31 protein-coding genes are annotated in these 21247 nt (G+C 50.9%); 27 read left to right on the forward strand and 4 right to left on the reverse strand.

The window, feature by feature from the left end:
* Positions 1–122: 122 nt before the first annotated feature.
* From HP564_RS09790 to HP564_RS09890, 21 genes are all read left to right on the forward strand, one after another.
* Positions 123–320 carry a helix-turn-helix transcriptional regulator gene (locus HP564_RS09790; RefSeq protein ID WP_371242498.1) on the forward strand — a complete coding sequence of 66 codons (198 nt, stop codon included), beginning with the start codon at positions 123–125 and terminating at the stop codon, positions 318–320.
* On the forward strand, positions 320–739 hold the full coding sequence (locus HP564_RS09795) for a hypothetical protein (RefSeq protein WP_371242500.1): 420 nt from the start codon (positions 320–322) through the stop codon (positions 737–739). Before HP564_RS09790 ends, HP564_RS09795 begins: the two co-directional genes overlap by 1 nt.
* A 13-nt stretch (positions 740–752) precedes the next feature.
* Complete coding sequence (locus HP564_RS09800; RefSeq protein ID WP_371242502.1) at positions 753–1595, forward strand: antA/AntB antirepressor family protein; 843 nt, start codon at positions 753–755, stop codon at positions 1593–1595.
* Entirely contained in the window at positions 1588–1767 is a 180-nt protein-coding gene (locus tag HP564_RS09805) for a DUF4222 domain-containing protein (RefSeq protein WP_371242504.1), read from the forward strand. The genes HP564_RS09800 and HP564_RS09805 overlap by 8 nt, the downstream gene beginning before the upstream one ends.
* The gene (locus HP564_RS09810; protein WP_371242506.1) at positions 1764–2510 is read left to right on the forward strand and encodes a host cell division inhibitor Icd-like protein; all 747 of its coding nucleotides are present in this window, start codon (positions 1764–1766) and stop codon (positions 2508–2510) included. The genes HP564_RS09805 and HP564_RS09810 overlap by 4 nt, the downstream gene beginning before the upstream one ends.
* Positions 2503–2790 (forward strand): transcriptional regulator, encoded by a 288-nt coding sequence (locus HP564_RS09815; RefSeq protein WP_239952725.1) that lies wholly within the window; start codon positions 2503–2505, stop codon positions 2788–2790. Before HP564_RS09810 ends, HP564_RS09815 begins: the two co-directional genes overlap by 8 nt.
* Positions 2787–3080, forward strand: coding sequence for a hypothetical protein (locus tag HP564_RS09820; RefSeq protein ID WP_371242509.1), 294 nt, complete (start codon positions 2787–2789; stop codon positions 3078–3080). Before HP564_RS09815 ends, HP564_RS09820 begins: the two co-directional genes overlap by 4 nt.
* Positions 3080–3307 (forward strand): hypothetical protein, encoded by a 228-nt coding sequence (locus HP564_RS09825; RefSeq protein WP_371242510.1) that lies wholly within the window; start codon positions 3080–3082, stop codon positions 3305–3307. The genes HP564_RS09820 and HP564_RS09825 overlap by 1 nt, the downstream gene beginning before the upstream one ends.
* Positions 3304–3915 carry a hypothetical protein gene (locus tag HP564_RS09830; RefSeq protein ID WP_371242512.1) on the forward strand — a complete coding sequence of 204 codons (612 nt, stop codon included), beginning with the start codon at positions 3304–3306 and terminating at the stop codon, positions 3913–3915. Before HP564_RS09825 ends, HP564_RS09830 begins: the two co-directional genes overlap by 4 nt.
* A 10-nt stretch (positions 3916–3925) precedes the next feature.
* Entirely contained in the window at positions 3926–4282 is a 357-nt protein-coding gene (locus HP564_RS09835; RefSeq protein WP_371242514.1) for a hypothetical protein, read from the forward strand.
* Positions 4275–7058: a DUF927 domain-containing protein gene (locus HP564_RS09840; RefSeq protein WP_371242515.1), complete on the forward strand. Its 2784-nt coding sequence runs from the start codon at positions 4275–4277 to the stop codon at positions 7056–7058. Before HP564_RS09835 ends, HP564_RS09840 begins: the two co-directional genes overlap by 8 nt.
* 173 nt (positions 7059–7231) lie before the next feature.
* Positions 7232–7501, forward strand: coding sequence for a PerC family transcriptional regulator (locus HP564_RS09845; RefSeq protein ID WP_371242516.1), 270 nt, complete (start codon positions 7232–7234; stop codon positions 7499–7501).
* A 101-nt stretch (positions 7502–7602) separates the two neighbouring features.
* Positions 7603–8289, forward strand: coding sequence for a hypothetical protein (locus tag HP564_RS09850; RefSeq protein WP_371242518.1), 687 nt, complete (start codon positions 7603–7605; stop codon positions 8287–8289).
* A 158-nt stretch (positions 8290–8447) separates the two neighbouring features.
* Complete coding sequence (locus HP564_RS09855; protein WP_167626699.1) at positions 8448–8621, forward strand: hypothetical protein; 174 nt, start codon at positions 8448–8450, stop codon at positions 8619–8621.
* Complete coding sequence (locus HP564_RS09860) at positions 8621–8947, forward strand: hypothetical protein (protein WP_371242520.1); 327 nt, start codon at positions 8621–8623, stop codon at positions 8945–8947. Before HP564_RS09855 ends, HP564_RS09860 begins: the two co-directional genes overlap by 1 nt.
* 10 nt (positions 8948–8957) lie before the next feature.
* On the forward strand, positions 8958–11534 hold the full coding sequence (locus tag HP564_RS09865) for a tail protein (tape measure) (protein ID WP_371242522.1): 2577 nt from the start codon (positions 8958–8960) through the stop codon (positions 11532–11534).
* A gap of 94 nt (positions 11535–11628) precedes the next feature.
* Positions 11629–11787, forward strand: a complete 159-nt coding sequence (locus HP564_RS09870; RefSeq protein WP_371242524.1) for a hypothetical protein — start codon at positions 11629–11631, stop codon at positions 11785–11787.
* An 85-nt stretch (positions 11788–11872) separates the two neighbouring features.
* Positions 11873–12307, forward strand: coding sequence for a hypothetical protein (locus HP564_RS09875; protein ID WP_371242526.1), 435 nt, complete (start codon positions 11873–11875; stop codon positions 12305–12307).
* 23 nt (positions 12308–12330) lie between these two features.
* A complete protein-coding gene (locus tag HP564_RS09880) occupies positions 12331–12522 on the forward strand; it encodes a hypothetical protein (RefSeq protein WP_371242528.1) in 192 nt (63 codons plus the stop codon).
* Positions 12515–12733, forward strand: a complete 219-nt coding sequence (locus HP564_RS09885) for a hypothetical protein (protein ID WP_371242529.1) — start codon at positions 12515–12517, stop codon at positions 12731–12733. The genes HP564_RS09880 and HP564_RS09885 overlap by 8 nt, the downstream gene beginning before the upstream one ends.
* Positions 12723–12947 carry a hypothetical protein gene (locus HP564_RS09890; protein ID WP_316552056.1) on the forward strand — a complete coding sequence of 75 codons (225 nt, stop codon included), beginning with the start codon at positions 12723–12725 and terminating at the stop codon, positions 12945–12947. Before HP564_RS09885 ends, HP564_RS09890 begins: the two co-directional genes overlap by 11 nt.
* A 148-nt stretch (positions 12948–13095) precedes the next feature.
* Here HP564_RS09890 and HP564_RS09895 read toward each other — a convergent pair whose 3' ends face one another.
* Positions 13096–13470 (reverse strand): hypothetical protein, encoded by a 375-nt coding sequence (locus HP564_RS09895; protein WP_316552057.1) that lies wholly within the window; start codon positions 13468–13470, stop codon positions 13096–13098.
* Between the two features lie 169 nt (positions 13471–13639).
* Between HP564_RS09895 and HP564_RS09900 the strand changes: the two genes are divergently transcribed.
* The 4 genes from HP564_RS09900 (at position 13640) to HP564_RS09915 (ending at position 15549) form a co-directional block, all read left to right on the forward strand.
* The gene (locus HP564_RS09900; RefSeq protein WP_371242532.1) at positions 13640–13828 is read left to right on the forward strand and encodes a hypothetical protein; all 189 of its coding nucleotides are present in this window, start codon (positions 13640–13642) and stop codon (positions 13826–13828) included.
* A 97-nt stretch (positions 13829–13925) separates the two neighbouring features.
* Positions 13926–14264 (forward strand): helix-turn-helix domain-containing protein, encoded by a 339-nt coding sequence (locus tag HP564_RS09905; protein ID WP_371242534.1) that lies wholly within the window; start codon positions 13926–13928, stop codon positions 14262–14264.
* A gap of 277 nt (positions 14265–14541) precedes the next feature.
* Positions 14542–14754 carry a hypothetical protein gene (locus HP564_RS09910; RefSeq protein ID WP_371242536.1) on the forward strand — a complete coding sequence of 71 codons (213 nt, stop codon included), beginning with the start codon at positions 14542–14544 and terminating at the stop codon, positions 14752–14754.
* 6 nt (positions 14755–14760) lie between these two features.
* Positions 14761–15549 (forward strand): hypothetical protein, encoded by a 789-nt coding sequence (locus HP564_RS09915; RefSeq protein WP_371242538.1) that lies wholly within the window; start codon positions 14761–14763, stop codon positions 15547–15549.
* A gap of 15 nt (positions 15550–15564) precedes the next feature.
* Here HP564_RS09915 and HP564_RS09920 read toward each other — a convergent pair whose 3' ends face one another.
* Entirely contained in the window at positions 15565–15969 is a 405-nt protein-coding gene (locus HP564_RS09920) for a hypothetical protein (protein WP_371242540.1), read from the reverse strand.
* 540 nt (positions 15970–16509) lie between these two features.
* On the opposite strand from HP564_RS09920, the gene HP564_RS09925 reads away from it, so the two are divergent.
* Positions 16510–17568, forward strand: coding sequence for a hypothetical protein (locus HP564_RS09925; protein ID WP_371242542.1), 1059 nt, complete (start codon positions 16510–16512; stop codon positions 17566–17568).
* Positions 17569–18068: 500 nt separating this feature from the next.
* Here HP564_RS09925 and dsdC read toward each other — a convergent pair whose 3' ends face one another.
* Positions 18069–18998 (reverse strand): DNA-binding transcriptional regulator DsdC, encoded by a 930-nt coding sequence (dsdC, locus tag HP564_RS09930; RefSeq protein ID WP_371242544.1) that lies wholly within the window; start codon positions 18996–18998, stop codon positions 18069–18071.
* Positions 18999–19288: 290 nt separating this feature from the next.
* Here dsdC and HP564_RS09935 point away from each other — a divergent pair, with 290 nt between their 5' ends.
* Complete coding sequence (locus HP564_RS09935; RefSeq protein ID WP_371242546.1) at positions 19289–20608, forward strand: D-serine ammonia-lyase; 1320 nt, start codon at positions 19289–19291, stop codon at positions 20606–20608.
* 187 nt (positions 20609–20795) lie between these two features.
* On the opposite strand, the gene HP564_RS09940 is transcribed toward HP564_RS09935, so the two are convergent.
* The gene (locus HP564_RS09940) at positions 20796–21224 is read right to left on the reverse strand and encodes a GFA family protein (RefSeq protein ID WP_371242548.1); all 429 of its coding nucleotides are present in this window, start codon (positions 21222–21224) and stop codon (positions 20796–20798) included.
* Between the last annotated feature and the right edge of the window lie 23 nt (positions 21225–21247).

A 21247-nucleotide genomic window follows, 5' to 3' on the forward strand; every position in this document is an offset into this window, starting at 1 on the left:
GCTGAGAGCTAAACCTGTTATTTTTACCAGATAAAGTATTTATCTGTATTTATGCCTCTATGGCGATGTGTGAGTGAGATATTTGCTCCTGTAGACCTTAATCAACTACAGGAGCTTTTACATTGTCTAGAACCCTAATCCGCTTACCAGAAGTCCAACGCCGCACTGGTTACAGCAAGGCGTGGATTTATCGTCTTCTTAGAGAAAGCCGCTTTCCTCAATCCGTAAAAATTGGTTCACGCGCTATCGCTTTCGTAGAAAGTGAAGTTGATGACTGGATTAATCAGCGTATCGCTGAATCTCGTGGTGAGGTGGCCTGATGGAAATGAAAAACCGCCCATTACAGGCGGCTAATCAGGGAGCTGACGCCTCTGATGTTACGCCTGCCACAGTTATTAAGCCAGCGCCTAAGAAGCATCGAGCGCGTCTCTTTATGCTCCGTAGCGGTGCCAGTGGATTTACTGAGAATGAGCTTCTTAAACATTGTCGTCTGTCTTCTGGCCGTAATTACGCCAGTGAATTAGAGCGCCAGTTAGATATTCGCTTGGAGCGCATTGACGAGAAAAACCCGGACGGCATCGGAAGCCACTTCCGTTATCGCTTCACCTGCAGAGCTGACGTTATGCGTGTTATCCGCCTGATGAAATACAACGCCTCTGCTGGTGGCTATACCGGCCTGTCTCAGCATGAGATTAACGACATTCTTTCCCTCTACCCGGATGCGTTCAGCGCCGCTTAACGGAGCCTGACAAATGAAAACTGAAAAAAGCAGATTAAATTCTGAGGCCGCCCCTCAGCCCACAACCAGCATCAGCGATATTTCAGGAAACGACTTTGCCACTATTGTCCCGGTTATTTCCGGCCAAATCGGTGGGCGTGAAACCAATATTGTAAGTGCAAAAGCTCTGCATAAAGCATTAGGCGTGGGTAATGACTTCTCTACCTGGGTAAAACTCCGCATTGATGAATATGGGTTTACCCTCGGTGCTGATTACGTGGTTTTTGATTCCTCAGATTTCAGGAATCAAAGTGCAAATATTGAGCAGGCCGAGCGCGGATGGGTCACGAAGCGCGGCGGTGATCGTCGCAGTAAGGATTACGGCCTTTCGCTTGGGATGGCAAAAGAAGTGGCTATGGTTGAGCGCAATGAGCAGGGCCGTGCCATACGCCGCTACTTCATCCAGTGTGAAGAGGCACTACAGCGCAGCGTGCCTGAGATTGCCGCACAGTATCGCCGCCAGCTTAAAGCCCGCCTGAGTGCCGCCAACATGTTTAAGCCTATGTGCGCCGCTCTGGATGTTGCCCGTGCAGAACAGGGGAAACAGACTTTATCCCGTCACTACAGCAACGAGAGCAACATGATCGCCCGTATTGTCTTGGGTGGCCTCACGGCTAAGCAGTGGGCGCAGGTAAATGGCGTTCAGGGCGAACCACGCGACGGCATGAATTCATCTCAGCTGGAGCACCTCACCTATCTCGAAAGCACCAACATCACGCTGATTGATATGGGCATGGCCTATGACCAGCGGAAAGCCGAACTGATGCGTCTGTCTCAGCGGTGGCTGGCTAAACGCCTGGAGGCAGCCCATGACTAAGCCCACCGGAAATCCAACCCCAAACGCTCGCTATCAGGACGCCAGCGGCGCGATGGTCACAGTACACAGCGTGCAATTTAATCGCGTGACGTTCTACCGAGACGGGTACTCATCGCCCTGCAAACAACCACTAGAGAGCTTTATGCGTGAGTTTACGGAGATAAAGCCATGATGGCCGTTCAGAGCAATGCTTACCCGCTGGCTGGCCTGTCACTACGCCCGGAGAACTTAGCCAAACTTAGCCAGTTGATGACAAATAATGACGTCAGCAACTTCACAAAACCTGACGCCTACTCAGCCAGTAATTTGGCTTTGTGCCTGACGATGCGTAAAGCCATGATGCGTAAGGCAGTGTCTTACACTGTCGGCAGCGCCTGTCACAAACACTTAAAAAACCGCTTGCCCTCTTTGCAATCTTCGGACTATCCTCAACCTGCACCGGCAAAATCCGGTGCCAGGATTGGCGTCCTGGCAAAGTACAAGGCGACACACGACGCGCCTAGCGTCTTTTTTTGTGTCCTCGCATCTGTTCACCCTTTTTTTAGCGATATGGTTATAATCCGTGTCGCTCACAAAGTAATGGTGGGCTGGATGGGGGCGGAGAAATCCGCGCCGGTTACCTTGTACGCCGGTTACGCCAACCCTGTTCAGCTCACCACCAGCGAAATTGGCGTTTCCGGTGGTGGGATCAAATCCCAGTACAAGGAGGCTGCCACCATGGCTACTACCCTCACCCAAACCACGCCCAAATTTGAGTTTCGTTTTCTGGCTCTGTCACGCGCTGACATGCAGGCCAAGCCTTGCCGCGTATCCGTTCAGGCCGTAAACGAGAAAGAAGCCCGCCGCGTTCTGGCACCACATTTCATCTTGTCATTAGCCGCACGCCTGCCAGTTCAGGAGGTGGCTCATGCATAACGACACCATTAAATCCCACACTGAAGATTTCAAGCGTACTCAGGCCATCATCGGTAATGAGAGCGCCCCGACGCCAAACACGCCTGAGAATATCTCTCGTGATCGCCTGCTGCGCGCTCAGGCCGGATTGCTCCACCTGCTGACTGTGGTAATCCCTCAGATTACGGACGAGGAGCAGCGCCGTGAGGTGTACCTGCTCGTAGATGGCATCCACAATCTGACTCGCTTTGAAGAATGTGATGCTGCGAGAGAGCGTCAGGCGCAGGAGGGAAAAGCATGAAACATCTCAACGTCGCCGTATCTAACAAGCACCCGCAGCCGGTTGCCGTTCTTACTGAGCAGCAATCGCCCCTCAGAACTGTGTCTATCGACATTCATAACGCTGACAAATACGCGAATCTGCTCGCTGAAATCTACAACGGCAGCGTGCACGCAGCCCTTATGGAGCACGTTCCAAGAGCCGCAGTCCGCATCGCCACACTGTTTGCAGAGCTGTGCTCAACCACTGATCGGGCTGGTATGCGTATCGCCAGACTCTCCAGCCAGCTTGCTCATGGAGGTGCTATCTGATGGCTATTTCATTTGCTGATATTGACGGGCAAGCAGCCAATCTGAAGAAGGCTCGTGCCGTTCTCTCAATCCTTCTCGATACGATGCCTGGCACCGACATTAACGAGGATTACACCTGGCTCATCAACCTAGCGCACGACATCGTTCACGACACCATTGAGGCGCTTGAGGCGGTAGTAGATACCGAGCTGAAATCACTCGAAAAGGGGGCAAAGACAAAATCATGAGTAACGTCCTCAAATTCCCGAAAATGCCGGAGAAATCCGGCTCTTTCTCAGCAGAAGCGACTTCTGATGGTGTGCGCTGTGGCAACAGAGTTATTGGTTACTCATCAGCTATCCGCCAGCTGAATGACGGGCGCTTTGATAACCCGCTTTCAGAGGGTTTTGGCGTGATTGCTGAGTTATCCCTGGCTGAAATTAACGGCTGGTTCAAACCCAGCCTGGAGCAGCAAGTAAGCGTCTGGCGCTGGATGGTGGCGGGCGTTTTTATCGTCGAGCAGATGAAGGCAAATGGCACAGTTGCGGTCAGCCAGAATGACGGCACAACGACTCATGCGGTGCGTTACGTGGGTAAACATGGCGGCATTGTGATTTATCCGGCAACCGAACGGTTTTCTCTGGCGCTCAACGTTGAGGAGCTGATGCTGAAAGACTTCACACATGATGAGCCGTATCAGAAAGCGCTCATGCTTTATCAGTCAATGCTTGAACCGTCTGCCGATGGTGGCATGACTCTCTCTGCGTGGGGGCGCGACGGCATGGCCATGCTTCATGATGGCTTTATCGAGCTTCTCAATACCGAAGGCATTCCTGCCGCACCGACAGCGCATTAAAGGGGGAACCATGACGCTAATCACTAAAAACTTCCGACTTAATGCGCTGGCCAACCAGTATTCGGTGGCCATTTATAACCATGTCAGGCAGCTGAACGGGGGCGACTGGTTCCCGATGGAAATCAGCGGGCAAAGGATTGAGGTTGCCATTGTGGATGGATCAGCAGGCATCAGGTTGCTGGTGGACAGTTATCTGCTGGAGGCATTGAAACAGGAATATCCACACTGGGAAGCGCTGGCTGTCAATCTGTTGACCCTCTGCATAGAGGGCAGCGGACTGAGCGAGCGAGGGGAAAGCATCTGGCAGAGCATGATTAACGACATGAGCGCCTCTCTTTCAAAAGGCGAGGTGAGCTTCCATGCGTAATTACGACCTGATCCGTGAGACAACCAGCGCCGCAGCTGACCGCTGGCCGATGGTGCTCAGCCAGCTGGGGATTGATGTGCCACGCTCACCCCGCCAGCACGCGCCATGCCCGGCCTGTGGCGGTAAAGATCGCTTTCGCTTTGATGATAAAGGGCGCGGCAGCTTCTTCTGCAACCAGTGCGGCGCGGGTGATGGTTTAGACCTCATCCAAAAAGTTAATCAGTGCGGTACTACTGAGGCCGCCCGCATGGCGGCTGATGTACTGGGTATTGATTACCGGGTGACTGAAATTGACCAGAAAGCAGCCAGCCAGAGAAGGCGGCAGCTTGATGAACAGCGCCACCAGCATGAGCAGGATCGTCAGAAGAAAGAGGCAGTAGAAGCAGAACAGCGGCGAGAGAATTTTGTGGGCCACTACCAGAGACTCGCAGGACAAACCACGCCAGGCGAAAGCGAATACCTGATTGCCAAAGGACTTGATGGCTTCACTCTGCCATGCCTGCCCGATGGATCAATTCTTCTTCCGCTGGTGGATGAGTCCGGCGATGTGGCCGCAGCGCAGACCATCACGCCACAAGGGGAAAAGAAAGTGCTCTACGGATCAGCCAAGCGCGGAGCGTGGCATTTTGTTAATCAGCGGCAGGAAGTGAAGGAAATTATCATCGCTGAAGGGCTGGCCACCACGCTCACAGCTCACCTGATACGCCCCGGTGCGCTCGCTGTCGTGGCGCTTGATGCCGGCAATCTGCCACCTGTTGCGGAAGCTATGCGCCAGCAGTACCCGAACGCCGCAATCGTCATTGCCGGCGATAACGACTGGCATGAGCCTGGCGAACTTGATGAACGCGGCAAACCAAGAGTGAACAGCGGCAAGATATTCGCTGATAAAGCTGCTGAGGCCGTGAACGGGGCCGTTTCATTGCCACCAACCCGCTACAAAGCAGACTGGGATGATTACCGCCAGCAAAACGGGCTGGAGGCAGCCACAGCAGCGTTTAACGATTCACTGTACCAACCGCAAGGGGAAAGCATGGGCGCTCAGTTGGAAGTCATTGAGGGAGGTAAAACAGCAGCATCCGATCCCGATTTACTCAAGCCACGAATTGAAAGCCGTCAGGATGGCGTGTATTGGGTTGAGCCAAACACCGATAAGCAGACCGGGGAAATCATCAACCGTGAAAGCTGGCTGTGTTCGCCCCTGCAGGTTATCGGCACCGGACGCGACGATAAAGACCAGTTTCTGATTCTGCGCTGGCAGGCATGGGGTTCAGATAGCGAAACCACACAGGCGATCCCGCTGGCCGATGTTGGCGAGCGGGAGGGATGGCGAACGCTCAAAGCTGGTGGGGTGAATGTCACAACCAAAAGCGGCCTGAGAGCGATTCTGGCTGACTGGCTACAGCGGAACGGATCGCGGGAGGTCTGGAGAGTGGCGCACGCTACAGGGTGGCAATGCGGCGCTTATATCATGCCGGATGGGGAAATCATCGGCACGCCTGACAAACCGGTGCTGTTCAACGGCCGCAGTTCAGCCGCTGCCGGTTACACCTGCAGGGGAAGCGCAGAGAGCTGGCGTCAAAATGTGGGGGCGCTGGCTGTCGGTAATTATTCGATGATGACGGGCATTGCTGCCGCGCTGGCTGCGCCCCTGATTGGCCTAGCGGGTGCGGATGGCTTTGGCATTCACTTCTACGAGCAATCGAGTGCCGGTAAAACCACGACAGCGAACGTTGCCAGCAGCCTCTACGGTAATCCTGACCAGCTGCGTCTGACGTGGTACGGCACCGCATTAGGCCTGGCTAACGAAGCTGCCGCCCATAATGATGCTCTGATGCCGCTGGATGAGGTGGGACAAGGCGCTGATCCAGTTAGCGTCTCGCAGTCAGCCTATGCGCTCTTTAACGGCGTGGGAAAACTGCAGGGAGCCAAAGAAGGCGGTAACCGTGACCTGAAGCGCTGGCGCACCGTGGCGATCAGCACCGGAGAAGTGGATTTAGAAACGTTCATCGCTCAGGCGGGAAGAAAGGCCAAAGCCGGTCAGTTGGTCAGGCTGTTGAATATCCCACTGAGTAAGGCTATGCGGTTCCACCAACATGAGAACGGCAAGCAACATGCCGATGCCCTAAAGGATGCCTATCAGAGCCATCATGGCGCAGCGGGGCGTGAGTGGATTAAATGGTTAGCCAGCAATCAGCAGCAGGCCGCAGAGGCTGTCAGAGAGGCTGAGGCACGCTGGCGTGCACTAATACCGGCAGAATATGGCGAGCAGGTTCATCGCGTAGGCGCACGTTTCGCCACTCTTGAGGCTGCGCTACTACTGGGCCGCGTTATTACTGGATGGGACGAGCAGACATGCCGCGACGCCGTTCAGCATAGCTATAACGCATGGGTGAGAGAGTTTGGTACTGGCAACAAAGAACATCAGCAGATCATCGCCCAGTGTGAAGCGTTTCTGAATGCCAATGGCTACAGCCGGTTTGCGCCATTCCCATATGACCCTCAGTCGCTTCCTGTCCGGGATATGGCAGGTTATCGCGCCAGCGGCAGTCATGACGATGACCCGATTGTGTTCTACACCTTCCCGTCTACGTTTGAGCAGGAGATCGCCAGCGGATTTAACCCCAAGCAGTTCGCCCGAGTGCTGGTTGAAAGCGGGATGCTGACGCCGCCGGCCAGCGGCAGAGGATTCCAGCGTAAGTCTCCGCGTATTAACAAACGTCAGTACAACGTCTATGTAATCCAGTACCGGCCAGAGGATGAGGCTCAGGAAGAGTAAGCCTCACATGTGAGGATTTTAGTGTTGGTTCAGTTAGTTCAGTTGGTTCAATTGTTTATTAACTTTGATTTATAAAGAAATAATCTCCAATTCTGAACCAACACTGAACCAACAAGGAGCTGTTTTGAACCAACATACTCAGCATAAAAATATTATTTTTCAGGGCAGCACACATGGTAAGCGACAAAAAAGCAGAAGAACTTGAGGCGAAAGGCCTTTACAGAAGAGCAGCCTATCGCTGGCTGGAGGTGTTCGACAATTGCGACTCAGAAGCCGGCCGAGAGTGGATCAGATCCCGCCGCAATCAGTGTCTGGCGAAGCGTGTTCGCCCCACTGTGCTTATCGACACCTTTGGAGATGTAACCAAGGCCGCAGCCGATACACAGCGCCGCATGGGATTGGCCAGATCGGGCGATGAGGCGTTCCGACTTAAAACTAAATAGAAAGTAAGCGTGAATACCTATCTGAGCGAGAATTAATCAAAAGATTGCAATACTAAAACTCATTGATAGGATGTTTCCGATTGCAATCAAAGGAAATGAAAATGAAAAAAATTATCACATTGGCATTAGGTTCTCTGTTTCTGGCTGGGTGTACTACTCCTGCTCATAATTACATTCCTCAAGTAAAATCATTTAGCATCCCGAAACTCAATACCGTCACAAACACGTATGTTGGTGAGGACATGATTAGACAAGGCGTGGATGCCAGTATGGAGGTTCTTCACTTTGATTCACCAACCGAAATTGGGTCATTGGGAACCTATACCATCCCAGCTGGAGACTACGTAAAAACAGGTGATGACGCTAAATCAGAATACTTTCTTTCAACCGAGCGAACGACCGGAACTCCAGTGCCTTTCCGAGTGATGGTTAATGATCCCCCGCAAAGCATTCAGGTCTCTAAATCGGGCAAAGAGGTCTGTGTAGTTTCCATCTATGGAGGGACTAAGTGCTCTTCCAACGTGGTTTACAGCAAGAAAAAAGTTAACACCGAACGCGAATCCTCCTTCCAGCAGACGCTTATCTACAACGGCAAGGTGGGTCAAAAAATCAATATAGGTTATCGAGAATTTCAGGGAGGATTAGCCAGGGCAGCCTTCTCTAACGAAGTCGAATATGATTTAGCTGAGTCTAAAACTATTCGGTACAAAGGGGCTATTGTTGAAATTATGGATGCCAACAACCAATCAATAACCTTTAGAGTGCTCAAAAACTTTAACACGAATTGATTTAGCCCTAAGCAACGCAACCTCGCTCCGGCGAGGTTTTTTTATGAACAAAATATTCGATCAAAACGATCAAATCATCATTTCATAAATCGGCACACAATTAGAGATCATTTCACTTTCTGCAATTATAATTACTGTATGTTTATCAGGAGGTGATTATGCAAAAGTGCACGGTAAAAACAGTCCTTATCAAAGTCGAGCAGTATGAAGAACTGCGTAAATTACAGGAAAAAGAACGAGCAAAATCTCCTTTAGGTGTTGCCCCAACCATTCACGTTATCGCTCGTGGCCTGATGGACAAAGCATTAGCTCAACTTGCTCAGGAGGCATAATGGAACAATTACAACGCCTAGCCGAAGCTGTTGCGGATGCTTACCTCCGTAATCGGCTCCGAGAGCATGGGAACACTCAGTTTTCGCATGACGGAAAAACAGGTGAAGTTCGCCGTAATTTACTGGCGTCCGGGCTGGTGGATAACTGCGTTTATGCTGCCCGCCGCCTCGGTAGGGCCGATTATGAACGTGAAGCCTACCGGATGTTAATGGAAATGATCTCTCTGGATGGCAGAGAACATCAAGTAACCAACCATGGCCTAATTCTCATCGACAATATGCACCGTATCGCGCTCAAAAAAGCCGCGACTCGCATTAATCATTGAGGGGCGTGAGATGGCCGAGTCATATAACGCTGGTGGAATTTATTACGAAGTCGATATTGAGCTGAAGAAGGCACTTGAAGACAGCGAACAGCTCAAACGAGAGCTGAAAGCATTAGGTGATAGTGCTAAAAATTCTACTGGCGGCATCAAAGCGCTTGAGACACAGGCAAAAACCACCGCCACAGCGGTAAATCAGGCCACAAAAGCAGGGGGCGCTTTCCGCAGCCAGTTTCAGCAGGCTGGTTACCAGATTCAGGACTTCATCGTGCAGGTTCAGGGCGGACAATCTGCACTAGTCGCTTTCAGTCAGCAGGGTTCTCAGTTGGCGGGAGCATTTGGCCCAGGCGGTGCGATTGTAGGCGCGGTGATTGCTTTAGGTACAGTAATCGCCGGCACGTTAATTACTGCTCTAAGCGGCGGTAAAAACGCAATGGATGCTCTCAGAGAAGCTGCTGATGCCATGGATAAGGTGATCACCATTTCTCAAAATGGTGTGGCCGCCCTGTCAGATAAGTATGCAAACCTTGCAAGGGTTAACGCAGAAGTTGCCTCGCTGATGAGAAATCAGGTGCTGTTGGAATACAACCAGGCAATGACGAAAGTTTCAAAGACCATATCTGATACCACCAGCGAATTTTTCTCTTTCGGCGATACAGCCAAAGCTGCGCTGTCTGGTGGCACAGTCAGTGTTAAATTGCTTAGCACTATTCTGGACGCCGCTGAAGTCAAAACGAACAGCTTCACCGATGCTTTTAATCAGGTAAGCAAAAGCAGCATTGCGAACGAAGCGACCATATCAACATTTACGAACACCGTTGGGGCATTATCCTCCCGGTTGGGTATTACTGATCAGGCTGCTTTTGAACTGGCAAAGCAGTTGAATGATCTAAGTAAAAACCCTTCTCCTCAAGCCCTCCAAGCCTTAGCTCTTCGCCTGCAGGATATGACTTCATCCAGTAAGGATGGACAGGCGCAGATAACCGCTCTGGCTGGAAAGTTAGTAGATTTAGCTCGTGAAGCTGCGAATGCAAAATTCAATGTCGATAGCCTCAAGCGCACCACTGACAACCTCACTGATGGTCAGAAAAACCTGTTAAAGCAGGCAGAAAGAAACCTCTCACTGTCAAAACTTCAGGGAGAAGCTCGCGCCCGACTTGCAGCCCAATATGCTGCTGAAGATGCAGGGTTTGCTAAAGACGATCCTCACGCCAAAAAGATGGAAGATGATGCGGTCGCCACTTATAAAAATTTAGAAGCGACGAAGCAGCTCAACTCTGAGCAGAAGAAATCAGCCGGCCAGGCATCCCGTAATGCTCAGGTGCTGGAACAGTATCGGCAAAAGGCCGAGCTTTCTGCTGATTCGGTTGATGGACTATCCCGTGCTCAGGCAGTTCTTCAGGCACGTCAGAAACTGGTAAATCCTACACCAGCTCAAATAGCGCAGGTAGAGAAGGATGCTGGCGCAGCGTGGGATAAAGCCGCCGCAATACGTGCTCAGGCAGCGGCTATGAAGCTAATCCCGGAGCAGGCAGAGAACACTCGATACAAACAAGATGTTGCCGATCTCAAAATCGCGCTGGAGCAAAAGACCATCACTCAGCAGCAGCATGACGCAGCCGCCGAGCAGATGGAGCAGCAACACCAGGTGAACTTAGCCAAAATCAGGGCGACGCAGAACGCTGGGATTAGCCCACTGCAGGAAGCACAAGGCGCTATAGATCCTGTTCAGGCACTGGCTAATGAGAATGCCAAAAAGCTCGCGTTAATACAGGAGTTTGAATCTGCCAAGGGACAAGTCACCCTCAATGGGCTGGCGCTGATGAATGCTGCCAACACGCAGTATGAGCAACAGCGTATTGCGGCACAATGGGAGATATATCGGAGCCAGAGCGAAGCAAATGAGCTTCTAGCATCCGCAATTGATTCTCTACAGGGCGGCGCAACAAATGCTATCACCGGCCTTCTGAACGGCACACAAAGCCTCAGTGAGGCATTTGCAAATATCGGTAGCACAATCCTCAATAGCGTTGTCAGCAGCCTGGTAGAGGTTGGCTTGCAGTACGTCAAAAACGCCCTGATAGGGCAGGCAATGTCCAGAGCCAATACCACGTCATCAGCCATTGAAGCCAGCACACTTGCTACTGCATGGGCGCCAGCGGCTATGGCAGCCTCTATTGCCACTCAAGGTAAAGCCGCAGCTATCGGGTCGCTTTCTTATAACGCCGCCATGGCGTCAGCTTCTTTTTTAACCCCGGCTGTTGCCGGCGCTCGTGAGCATGGCGGCCCCGTCCAAGGTAATTCAATGTACCGCGTCGGCGAGGGTGGCAAGCCGGAAATCTTCAAAGCCAGCAACGGCAGCCAGTACATGATCCCAGGTGATAACGGTTCTGTTATTAGCAATCGGGATTTGTCCGGCACTGGTGGCTCAGGAGCAGCTATTCAGCAGCACAACTACTTCACCATTCAATCCAGCACTGGAGACCCGAAGGAAATCGCTAATCAGATGGCAAAAATCGCATATGAGCAATCACTTCGCGCCATCCAAGACCAGCAAAGGCCAGGGGGAACTCTTCCCAGAAAACGATAAGCCAATAGCCAGCCTGAATCACTTTACTGGGCGGCAATATTTACTAACCAACTGCGATGTATGAGCAGATTCCAAAATAAATCAGGAGATACACATGAACGTAGAGCAGAAATTAGCAGCATTAGAGGCTGAGTTAGCTGAAATCAAATCACAGCAGACAGCGCCAGAAGAACTGGCAAAGCTGGTGCGCGAACTGACCATTGAGACCATCAAGAACGCGCAGCGCCCGGGTGGGGCGCTCCACAAGAAGTAGTCTGAACGGTCGCAGGGACGCGATCCTGTTGAGTTTGGTCAAGTGATAGCGACAGTTATGAGTTATAGCGAGAGGTGGCCGACAGATGCCTGACAGCACGAAAGAACAGGCCAGCCGTGACAAAGGCGGCAAATGGAAGAAAGGCGCATCGGGAAATCCCGGAGGTCGCAGCAGCAGAGCGGCTGAACTGAGGCGTGTGCTGGAAGGTGGCGCTGATGATGCTGTGAAAACCATCATGGAAGCGGCTAAAGGAGGTGATATGGCCGCCTGCCGCCTCATCCTGGACAGAGTTGTCCCGCCGAGTAAGCCGGTTTATCAGCCGGTATCTTTCGAACTGGACGACAGCGATTTACCTGCAGCGGCCCGTTCTGTGATTAAGGCGATTGCCGCAGGTGAACTACCCGCCGACCAAGGGAAGATGATTCTGGATGGACTGGCGAACATGGCGAAGATTATCGAAATTACAGAACTGGCTGAGCGCGTTGCTGAGCTGGAGAAGGCACAGGAGAGCGGACATTGAGCCTGTTAAGACGAATTGAAGCATTGGAGGCCACTAGCGGCGCTCAGACCACCAGCAACGGACCCGATGAAATCTGGCTGATTGGCGTCAGCCCTGACGGTTCCCGCGAGTGTGGAGGCGGCTGGGTCAAGGATGAAGGGCTTTTCCGCAACGCCACAGCTGAAGAAGCACAGCGACATAATCAGCTTATCCTGCAGGGGGATCATCATGGGTAGCCTGCTGGCGCGACTGAACCGGCTGGAAAAGGCCATGACGCCTAAGGATGGCGATATACAGTTGATTTCAGCCCTGATGGATGAGTTAGCAGGCAATGCCCCTGCAGGAGCGTATGAGAGGGCCATAGAGCGCCTGTCACTGCGCGGGCATAACTTCCCGCGGTCACCAGAACTGAGAGTGTTGCTGTTGGGCGGTAACGATGAACATTAAAGCTCGCCTGGCTGCGCTGGAGAAGATAGCGCGAGACAGAGGTAGCAAAGCTATAGATGGCCCACAGCCACCCGTCAGAGCGGACTACGTGCGCGAGAATGGCACTTTTGACCATGTTGACTACAGGACTGCTGTTGATCACTGGAGCATTCAAGTTTTTGGCAAGCCACTGGAGCAGGTGGCTGAAGAGATTGCTAAAGCTGAAGGTTTCTAACTAACCATGACTGAGTTCACCATGCCGTTAGCGGCCAAATAGCCTTATCCAAAAGGGTTCACGCGCTACGAGTAAGATAAAGTCGCTGATGACTATTTTGAGCAAAAAGTCAGGAAACTCGTTAAAGCCGCTTAGCCCAACGCTAGATTTATTGGTCAGCGTCATCTTTCTTACTTGTTAAGGTTAACTTAGTTGCTCTTTCCAAGGACTTGCATAGTTCCTCTTGGCTCATCCCAGTTGCTTTGAATTTGAAGCCATCTATCTCAAGGGAGATGGTCTTTTTGGTATGCCTTCGCGAGTAAGCCAGTATGGCAGCGCCTAGAGTACCCCAGAATGCCTCTGACCTGACAATTTCCACGGCCAACTTAAACCAAATGATCGCATCCTGAGCATCACCGGGGCTTAAACTGGGTTTCGATCCCTCAATAACAGGCACATGTTTTACCTTATGCTCATGAAGGACGCTGCGAAATTCGCGTATGAGTTCTGAAGGCACCTCTATCTCTAAATAAGTTTTAGCCACCGGGAACTTCCTTTTCAGTCCGTTGTTGTCAGCTTATGAGCATAATCAGAATTAGGAGTTTTGATAGCCTGATAAATGATCAGTATTTATTTACTTTATAGATTTGACGCCACCAGCCGCATTCAGCATAAAGGATGTCTAAACGTTCACTGTAAACAGGCATGGCGGAATGATTGACCGACAGACGATTGAGATAATGCTGCTACAGATTGCCCGCCAGAATAGTGAGCCGGTGGATAGGCATATCGCCTATACGATCCGCACCGGCGTGGCACAAGCACTTCAGGCCAAAGAGCGCCATCGACAGAGGATGACCTCTCCTGATTATCATTGGAAGAAGCCAACAGGTAAGAGATAACGTCACGCTTTCATGAAATATACATGTGTATATTTCGCCTTTATGTGACGATACGGCATCAGTCTCTATCTTCATGTGAACCAGTGGGAGATACCCTATGGAAAAACTAACCCTGACCAGAAAAGAAGCCGCAGCAATCTTAGGCATTTCAACCGCCACCGTTACCCAATGGGTCAAAAGCGGGAGGTTGCGGGCTATCAAAATCAGCGAAAAAGAAAAGTCACGTTATCTCTTCACCCGCGAAGACTGCATAGACGCGCTGAAGCATGATCAAATGTACCAACCGCCATTACAGCAAACCAATCCCATATCACTAGCAAACTCAACTCCCCCAGCATCCAGCAACACAAACAAAAATAACGCAGCCAAACGATTAGATGAGCTACTGAAACAGCGAAGTACGAACATTAAGCGGAGTAGTAGCTGCCATGAATGATGACTACATGGCGCTCAACAAGAAGAAACAGAGCAACAGGGACGTTACTAATTCATGCTGAAACGCTAAAGTTTCTTACGGTTTCGCCGAGGTTATCTTCAGGGTAGTAGTGTGAAAGGGGTTTGCAGCAGATGCAAAAAATCGGGTTGCAGGGTTCTACTACTGGTAATACACTCAGCGTTACCAGATTGGTGACACTACGCATTACCGCCTTAGGACTTCACTGTCTGGGTGGTTTTTTTGTCCCCTAATCTAATCGACTACGGTAGGAGGTAGCATGTCTAACATTTTAAAACAGATGGGTTACGCTCTGATCGCGCCTCAGAAAGTAATCATAAAGCTTGTGGGCGGCGGCTCAGATCTCCCCGTTGATAACTCTCAGAAGTATCAAATGGACAGATCGGGAACGATTTCCGTCAACCCAATGAACGCTGACATCCAAGCGGCCTTTCGCAACAATGTTAAGGTTCTCAGTCATAAAAAGGCTTAAATCTTAATGTGGGCTGCCATCGTCTTAGTGGTTTTAGCATGTGGATATCTGTATACCAACAGACATTTGCCATCTAAGTTCAAACAGCAAAAGGCTGTTGGGTGGAACGCTTACTTTGACGTGGCAGTTCAAGGCGGTCTTTTCCTTGGCAGCGGACTCTTCTTAACAATCGCGCTTTGGTTAACGGCATGGGTGATAATGTGCCTGTTTAACATTCCATGGCTCTTTGACTGGACAAGCCATAAATTCACATTCGCTTATGACATACTTAAAATACGCATATTCGGGTTGAGCTTTTTCAGCGCAGCCACTTTAGGTTTCACCATCTTGATTAGTATTGGCGCGGCTAAAAACGCTGAAAAAAAATTTAGAGACCCATCACAGAGAAACGCCATTTTAAGAGAGATTGCGAGTAACAGCGCCACTGAGTCTGTCATTTTCGAAGCCATCGAATCAGGCCTCTTGTTGCTTATAACTCTAAAATCTCGCAAGGTTTATGTTGGTATGGTTGACGAAGCAAGGTTTCACCACCTTGATACTGACACTATCGTAATAATTCCATTAATGAGCGGATATCGACACAAAGACACGCTCACGTTTGTGATGGAAAATAACTATGCCCAACACTATCAAGAAGAAGGCATTACCCTGACCTCTCAACCGCTTTCTGTGTACCAATTCAGACATGTCCTGCCTTTTGATCAAATCGAATCCTTATCATTATTTAACGTGAACACTTTTGAGAAGTTTAAAAGTCGCTCTAATGATATGGACAACGACACCGATACGAATTAATTAGAAATCTGAACATCAACGCCTTTTAGCCTGCCTTTTCCATGCACTATAGATATCTTTATCCCACGCCTTGCCAGCTTTAGTCTGTAACCCAGCCTCATTAAGCCTTTCAGCTATGATTCGGCCATTATCAAAGCCTCGTGCGATTGTTTCTTCCACCACACTAATCACCATCTGTTCATCGTATGGCAAAGGGGGAATGCCCTGCTTTCCGCCAATCAAAGCCGCAGCCGCTGCCTCCATTCGTTCCACTAGCGCCATCATCCGAGCGTCAGAATTGCTATCTGGCTGGTTCAGTTTCTGTCGGATGGCATCTACCAGCCATGCGGTTTTATCACCACCAGCAGTGCCAACAGCATCGGTAAAAGCCTCGCTTAACTCAGCAGGAACACGGAATGTCACGGAAAGGGATTTGCTCATAGGCCACCAGCACCAGGGGAGAAGGGAGTATTTTAGCACTGTAAGACAGTGTAAGACATGGAAAAGTGTTGGTTCAGACTGCCCCGTTGTTGGTTCAATTCGAGGTTATGTTGGTTCACTTTTCAGAAAATAATCATTAAAAAACAAACATCTTTACAAACTGAACCAACTGAACTAACTGAACGACATGTTGTTGTTTATATATAACGCGAGCGCGAATCGACGACTCAGCATGTTTTTGCCTTTTTGGTGATCCAGAGCTTTCAATAGCTATAAGACATATCAAAACATCTGAATCAGTCATCCATGCCAGTTATAAAGCAACGCTTGTACATCGAAAGTTGTTTTAAAGACATACCAAACAACGAGCTTCGCTTGTTTTTTTGTACCAAAAGCGGACGTTGCTTACATCGCGATAAGTAGGTTCATGTGTAAAAGGTCATCGAATTTTAATTTATTCTCAAATCATTATTATGTGAATATTTCTGCCAAAGCTGAACGTGTTAAAATCGACTTTTAATAACCTTAGGTATCGTCATTATGCGCTTGAACCGCCTTCCCGGATATGGCCTCACTGAGCTTGCTTTCTGGCCGCAGCCTTGGTACGAAAGAAGCAGTTGGTGGATGTACAGCCTAAAACTTCGAACCGATGGAACCTTGGTCTGGTATCGGCGCTATGTGGATCGCGGTATGCCCGGCCGCGCATTCGTTGACAACTATGATGATTATGCTGAAGCGCGGAAAGCAGCTGTAGAGCTGAACAAAAACGTCGACTTTGACATTGATAAACTTTCGCAATCTCTAAAAGAAAAAGAGTCTTTACGTTTAAAAGTTGAAAAGGCGCTCACCGCTAAAACTCGGCTAATGGATGAAGAGCAGATGATGCTCAAAGAAGCCGTCAAAAGACATGTCAACGATCTGCGCATTCCATCAGAGGAATTAATTCTAAAACCTGAAAATGAGAATATACGCCAGTCTCTGCTCGACACTCTGAATGAAATGCCTTATCTACGTTACGTTTTTCTCCCTAATTTTAAGGTTTGCCTTCGACTTGTTGACCATAACACTTGGGAATGGTCGAACAACATCACATCAAAAGCGGCTAAAATCTGCTACCAGGAATGTATCGCTAGGGGTTTTGGTTTGCCTGGTGGGGCACATTGGGGTAAAACCAAATCAGCTATTCGCTCAATGCTACTCCCACGAGCAAACCAGTTGCTACAACTAGCTAGCGTAAAACGCATGTTGGATGAAGCCAAAAGTAGCGGCAAAAAAGTACTCGTATTAGGCTGCTACGTTTTCTGGTACGAGGACAAGAATCAAGTAGGCTGGAGCGTTAAAGAAATCAACGATAGCGAGATAACCTCTAAGGGCAATGCAATCTGGAAGGCTGGAACGATCATTTCCAAAAATCATGGTCGGATTGTTGTCCTTCCGTATACCAAGGAAAACGGTGAGTACGTTAAAGGCTATACCAAAAATGCTCCAAATGACGGTAAAGCTCTTCCGAGACATAAAGATGAGTATCTCGAGCTTCCTTTTGAAATTCTGGACGGTGATTTAATGTTCGGCTTATTTGGTGAGCTTAATTACGAATAATCCTTCAACGCCGTCGCGCTTTCAATTCTGTACTGGACAGTGCCTTAGAAGTGAAAATCTCATCACACCGAGGACTGCTTGATGAGCGGAGTGGTGTTTATGGCCTAAAATTGCGGCGGTTCAAAAATCTAAACTTACTCTCAACATCCACCTAAAAACAGCCGTGATAAGGCATAAAAAATTTTTTGGGGGTATTTTTGGGGGTATGTTCGATTTTGAAATGATGGATTGTATATATAAAACATGCGTATACGATATATTATCCAATCCTGCAGGGGTGCCATTCTCTCCCTTATTACCCTGTTCTGAACCCCTTCAATCCCACCGGGAAACCGCTTTTTATCTGAATCAGCGTCTGCTGAAGTAAAAACTTGTCGGCTGAATCAGGCAGAGGACAAGGAAAGTGAAGGTCGCCTTCAACTGTCAACCCGGTGGCTAAAAGCGCGCCCGTGGTCAGAGGAATAAAACTCGGTTATGCGGCTTTGCTCTGACGCGCGCGCTCAGCAACCTGGCTCAGCCTCTGCCGTGGCCTTTAGCCAGTGAATAAACGCCTTAACCTTGGGCCACCGCCTGTCGGCATGCGTGCTGATATAGTAGTGCTGGCTGCATTTCAGCTCGAGTTCCGGAAAAGGCGCAATCAGATCTCCTTTCTCCAGCCTCTGCCTGATTAGCCGCTTGCGCCCGAGTGCCACCCCCGCATGGCTGACCGCAGCGGTGATCGCCAGCTCGGCCTGGTCGAACTGAGTGCCCGCTGCCTGAGAAATATCCACGGCAAAATGTTGCGCCCAGAGTTTCCATTCGTCATCACCCGAGTCGGTGCTCCAGGCTTTCCGATCGTGAAGCAGGCGACAGGAGGCCAGGTTTTCTGCCCGCCCTACAAGCTGCCAGCGCCGCGCATACTCCGGGCTGCATACGGGAATGATGCTTTCGTCCATCAGGTGCTCCTGATAAAACTGACCCTGGCTGGCATCGTCAAAGCTGACAGAGAGATCTACCCCCATCCGGTGCAAATCGATATCGTCGTTTCCCGTGTAAATCACCAGGTCAATAAGCGGATAGGCTTCCAGAAAGGAGGCCACGGCGGGGCTAAGCCACGCATGCGCGAAGGAGGGGCGACAGTAAACGGTGAGGCGGCCGCTATGCCCCTCGTTTTTGATGCCCTGCAACGCCTTGTTCAGATAGTCCAGCGACATGCTCATGGCGGCAAAAATACGTTCGCCTTCGGCAGTCAGTTCAACTTTACGATGCGAACGGTTAAACAGCCGTATACCCAGCTCATTTTCAAGCTGGCTTATTCGGTGGCTGATGGCACCTGGCGTCAGGGAGAGTTCGTCTGCGGCTGCTGAGAAGGAGCCATATCTGGCTGCGACCTCAAAAGTATAAAGTCTGCTCAGCTGACCGCCGTTAATTTCATGCAATTGCGTTCCCATCGATAACAGGCCTGCCCGAGTGTGGCTGGAAGGAGCAAGTGTAACCTGATGAAAGGTTAATACTCATCTTTGACAGAACCTTATCACCCTAAAGTTACACCTTATTTAGCGTTGATTGCCCTGGGTTAAATGCGCTCACGTGAAGATGAAAATCTATCGTTTGTCAGTGGATTGCAGGATGTTATTAAATTGCGGCCGGAACAGTTATTGCGTCTGCTAAACAAAAGGAAAGCGTGTGCCTTTAAACCCGCACCGCAGCCTCGTACCTGAACCTCTGTTGAGAGTGCACCATGATCGAACGCATTAAAGACACGCTTTCATTGCCTGTCGTGACCGAACTGCAGTCCCTGCGTGAAACACTCTGGCTAAACCCCGGCGTCACCACGGCCGAAGCGGGCCTTAAGCGTGTTGGCCTGACACGCGCTGATGCCGACGATGCCGAAGCCCGCCTGCAACGTTTTGCGCCACTGCTGGCAAAAGCCTTTCCTGAGACGGCTGCGATGGGCGGCATCATTGAGTCTGACGCCATTCCGCTGCCGCATATGCAGGCGGAGCTGGAGAAGGCCGCTCCGATACAGGGTAACCTCTGGATTAAAAAAGACAGTCACCTGCCTGTTTCTGGCTCAATCAAGGCGCGGGGCGGCATTTATGAGGTTCTCGCTCACGCTGAAAAACTGGCTATCGAAGCGGGTCTGCTCACCACTGCGGATGACTATAGCGTGCTGCTCTCGGCTGAGTTACGGCAGTTTTTCAGCCAGCATAAGATCGCCGTAGGCTCTACGGGCAACCTCGGACTCGCTATTGGCATCATGAGCGCCAGGCTCGGCTTCCATGTGACCGTGCATATGTCTGCCGATGCGCGTCAGTGGAAAAAAGAGAAGCTCCGCTTACACGGGGTGGAGGTCATGGAGTATGAGCAGGATTACAGCGTTGCCGTTCAGCAGGGACGCAGGGCGGCAGCGTCCGATCCCGCCTGCTTTTTTATTGATGACGAAAACTCCCGCACGCTGTTTCTCGGCTATTCCGTTGCGGGACTGCGTCTGCGCAGGCAGCTGGAAGAGAAGGGCATTCTGGTAGACGCCACTCATCCGCTGTTTGTTTATCTGCCCTGTGGCGTAGGCGGTGGACCCGGCGGGGTGGCGTTCGGTCTGAAGCTCGCCTTTGGCGATCATGTACACTGCTTCTTTGCGGAGCCAACCCATTCCCCCTGTATGCTGCTGGGCATGAGCACCGGTCTGCACGATGCCATATGCGTACAGGATATCGGCATTGATAACAGGACGGCAGCCGATGGTCTCGCGGTTGGGCGAGCTTCCGGTTTTGTAGGCCGGGCAATGGAGCAGCTTATTGATGGCTGCTATACGCTGAGCGATGAGTCGATGTATGACCTGCTCGTGATGCTGGACCGGACAGAAGGCCTGCGCCTTGAACCCTCCGCACTGGCCGGTATGAAAGGACCACTGCACGTCTCGTCAAATGGCGCTTACCAGCGTCATCTTGGGCTGACCGCGACCTCCATGGCCCATGCTACCCATCTGGTCTGGGCGACCGGTGGCGGGATGGTGCCTGAGAAAGAGATGCTGCAGTACCTCGCGAAAGGAAAGCGCTGAGGCGCGGCACCGCTGCCGCAGCGCCTTTTTGATTAGCCTGGTGCCGTAACAGGCCAGTTCGCCATTGCTGAACTGGCCTGTTTCAGGTTCGCTGTCTGCCTGTGGTAACGCGCGGCGACTGGGTGCCTGGAGGCGCTGCCAGCAGCGCGGCAGGGAGAGAGGCCGACGCGGTGTGAATGGCGGCGCTTCAGGCAGTCAGCTTCAGGCATGTCAACAGGGACGCCAGCGACTCAATCGGCCCGGCATGGTGATAATGGCCGCGGGTCTTATCCCAGGGCATGGCATCATCGGTGCAGAAGTCTCCCGCGCACTGCATGTCCAGACGCTCATCCAGTAAACCAACCGGGATCCAGACCCAGGGCAGGTCACGCAGACGATTAGGCACTGTTGAGCCGCAGGCGGTGCAAAAGTCGGTACGATAGCCTGACGGCTTCGACCATGAGGCGATGCAATCCTCTCCCGTGATCCAGCGAAAATTGTCGCTTTTTACCAGTGTGGCAAGATTGTAGCCCACACCACTCTGCTTTCTGCACAGCGAGCAGTGGCAACGATAAAACAGGGCGGGCGTTTTAGTCAGTGCAAAAACAACGGCCCCGCATAAACACGATCCCTTCATTTCATCTCCATCCTGATGATAGT

The organism is Pantoea sp. KPR_PJ (genome assembly GCF_041386365.1).
In the GTDB taxonomy this organism is placed as follows: Bacteria; Pseudomonadota; Gammaproteobacteria; order Enterobacterales; family Enterobacteriaceae; genus Pantoea.

Excerpts from the sequence above, each read along its gene's own strand:
- HP564_RS09840 (WP_371242515.1), top strand. The coding sequence starts at position 4,275 with ATGCGTAATTACGACCTGATCCGTGAGACAACCAGCGCCGCAGCTGAC.
- HP564_RS09815 (WP_239952725.1), top strand. The coding sequence starts at position 2,503 with ATGCATAACGACACCATTAAATCCCACACTGAAGATTTCAAGCGTACT.
- HP564_RS09830 (WP_371242512.1), top strand. The coding sequence starts at position 3,304 with ATGAGTAACGTCCTCAAATTCCCGAAAATGCCGGAGAAATCCGGCTCT.
- HP564_RS09810 (WP_371242506.1), top strand. The coding sequence starts at position 1,764 with ATGATGGCCGTTCAGAGCAATGCTTACCCGCTGGCTGGCCTGTCACTA.
- HP564_RS09925 (WP_371242542.1), top strand. The coding sequence starts at position 16,510 with ATGCGCTTGAACCGCCTTCCCGGATATGGCCTCACTGAGCTTGCTTTC.
- HP564_RS09905 (WP_371242534.1), top strand. The coding sequence starts at position 13,926 with ATGGAAAAACTAACCCTGACCAGAAAAGAAGCCGCAGCAATCTTAGGC.
- HP564_RS09900 (WP_371242532.1), top strand. The coding sequence starts at position 13,640 with ATGATTGACCGACAGACGATTGAGATAATGCTGCTACAGATTGCCCGC.
- HP564_RS09825 (WP_371242510.1), top strand. The coding sequence starts at position 3,080 with ATGGCTATTTCATTTGCTGATATTGACGGGCAAGCAGCCAATCTGAAG.
- HP564_RS09890 (WP_316552056.1), top strand. The coding sequence starts at position 12,723 with ATGAACATTAAAGCTCGCCTGGCTGCGCTGGAGAAGATAGCGCGAGAC.
- HP564_RS09850 (WP_371242518.1), top strand. The coding sequence starts at position 7,603 with ATGAAAAAAATTATCACATTGGCATTAGGTTCTCTGTTTCTGGCTGGG.
- HP564_RS09805 (WP_371242504.1), top strand. The coding sequence starts at position 1,588 with ATGACTAAGCCCACCGGAAATCCAACCCCAAACGCTCGCTATCAGGAC.
- HP564_RS09865 (WP_371242522.1), top strand. The coding sequence starts at position 8,958 with ATGGCCGAGTCATATAACGCTGGTGGAATTTATTACGAAGTCGATATT.
- HP564_RS09800 (WP_371242502.1), top strand. The coding sequence starts at position 753 with ATGAAAACTGAAAAAAGCAGATTAAATTCTGAGGCCGCCCCTCAGCCC.
- HP564_RS09845 (WP_371242516.1), top strand. The coding sequence starts at position 7,232 with ATGGTAAGCGACAAAAAAGCAGAAGAACTTGAGGCGAAAGGCCTTTAC.
- HP564_RS09870 (WP_371242524.1), top strand. The coding sequence starts at position 11,629 with ATGAACGTAGAGCAGAAATTAGCAGCATTAGAGGCTGAGTTAGCTGAA.
- HP564_RS09855 (WP_167626699.1), top strand. The coding sequence starts at position 8,448 with ATGCAAAAGTGCACGGTAAAAACAGTCCTTATCAAAGTCGAGCAGTAT.
- HP564_RS09910 (WP_371242536.1), top strand. The coding sequence starts at position 14,542 with ATGTCTAACATTTTAAAACAGATGGGTTACGCTCTGATCGCGCCTCAG.
- dsdC (WP_371242544.1), bottom strand. The coding sequence starts at position 18,998 with ATGGGAACGCAATTGCATGAAATTAACGGCGGTCAGCTGAGCAGACTT.
- HP564_RS09820 (WP_371242509.1), top strand. The coding sequence starts at position 2,787 with ATGAAACATCTCAACGTCGCCGTATCTAACAAGCACCCGCAGCCGGTT.
- HP564_RS09915 (WP_371242538.1), top strand. The coding sequence starts at position 14,761 with ATGTGGGCTGCCATCGTCTTAGTGGTTTTAGCATGTGGATATCTGTAT.
- HP564_RS09920 (WP_371242540.1), bottom strand. The coding sequence starts at position 15,969 with ATGAGCAAATCCCTTTCCGTGACATTCCGTGTTCCTGCTGAGTTAAGC.
- HP564_RS09940 (WP_371242548.1), bottom strand. The coding sequence starts at position 21,224 with ATGAAGGGATCGTGTTTATGCGGGGCCGTTGTTTTTGCACTGACTAAA.
- HP564_RS09935 (WP_371242546.1), top strand. The coding sequence starts at position 19,289 with ATGATCGAACGCATTAAAGACACGCTTTCATTGCCTGTCGTGACCGAA.
- HP564_RS09795 (WP_371242500.1), top strand. The coding sequence starts at position 320 with ATGGAAATGAAAAACCGCCCATTACAGGCGGCTAATCAGGGAGCTGAC.
- HP564_RS09885 (WP_371242529.1), top strand. The coding sequence starts at position 12,515 with ATGGGTAGCCTGCTGGCGCGACTGAACCGGCTGGAAAAGGCCATGACG.
- HP564_RS09875 (WP_371242526.1), top strand. The coding sequence starts at position 11,873 with ATGCCTGACAGCACGAAAGAACAGGCCAGCCGTGACAAAGGCGGCAAA.
- HP564_RS09835 (WP_371242514.1), top strand. The coding sequence starts at position 3,926 with ATGACGCTAATCACTAAAAACTTCCGACTTAATGCGCTGGCCAACCAG.
- HP564_RS09860 (WP_371242520.1), top strand. The coding sequence starts at position 8,621 with ATGGAACAATTACAACGCCTAGCCGAAGCTGTTGCGGATGCTTACCTC.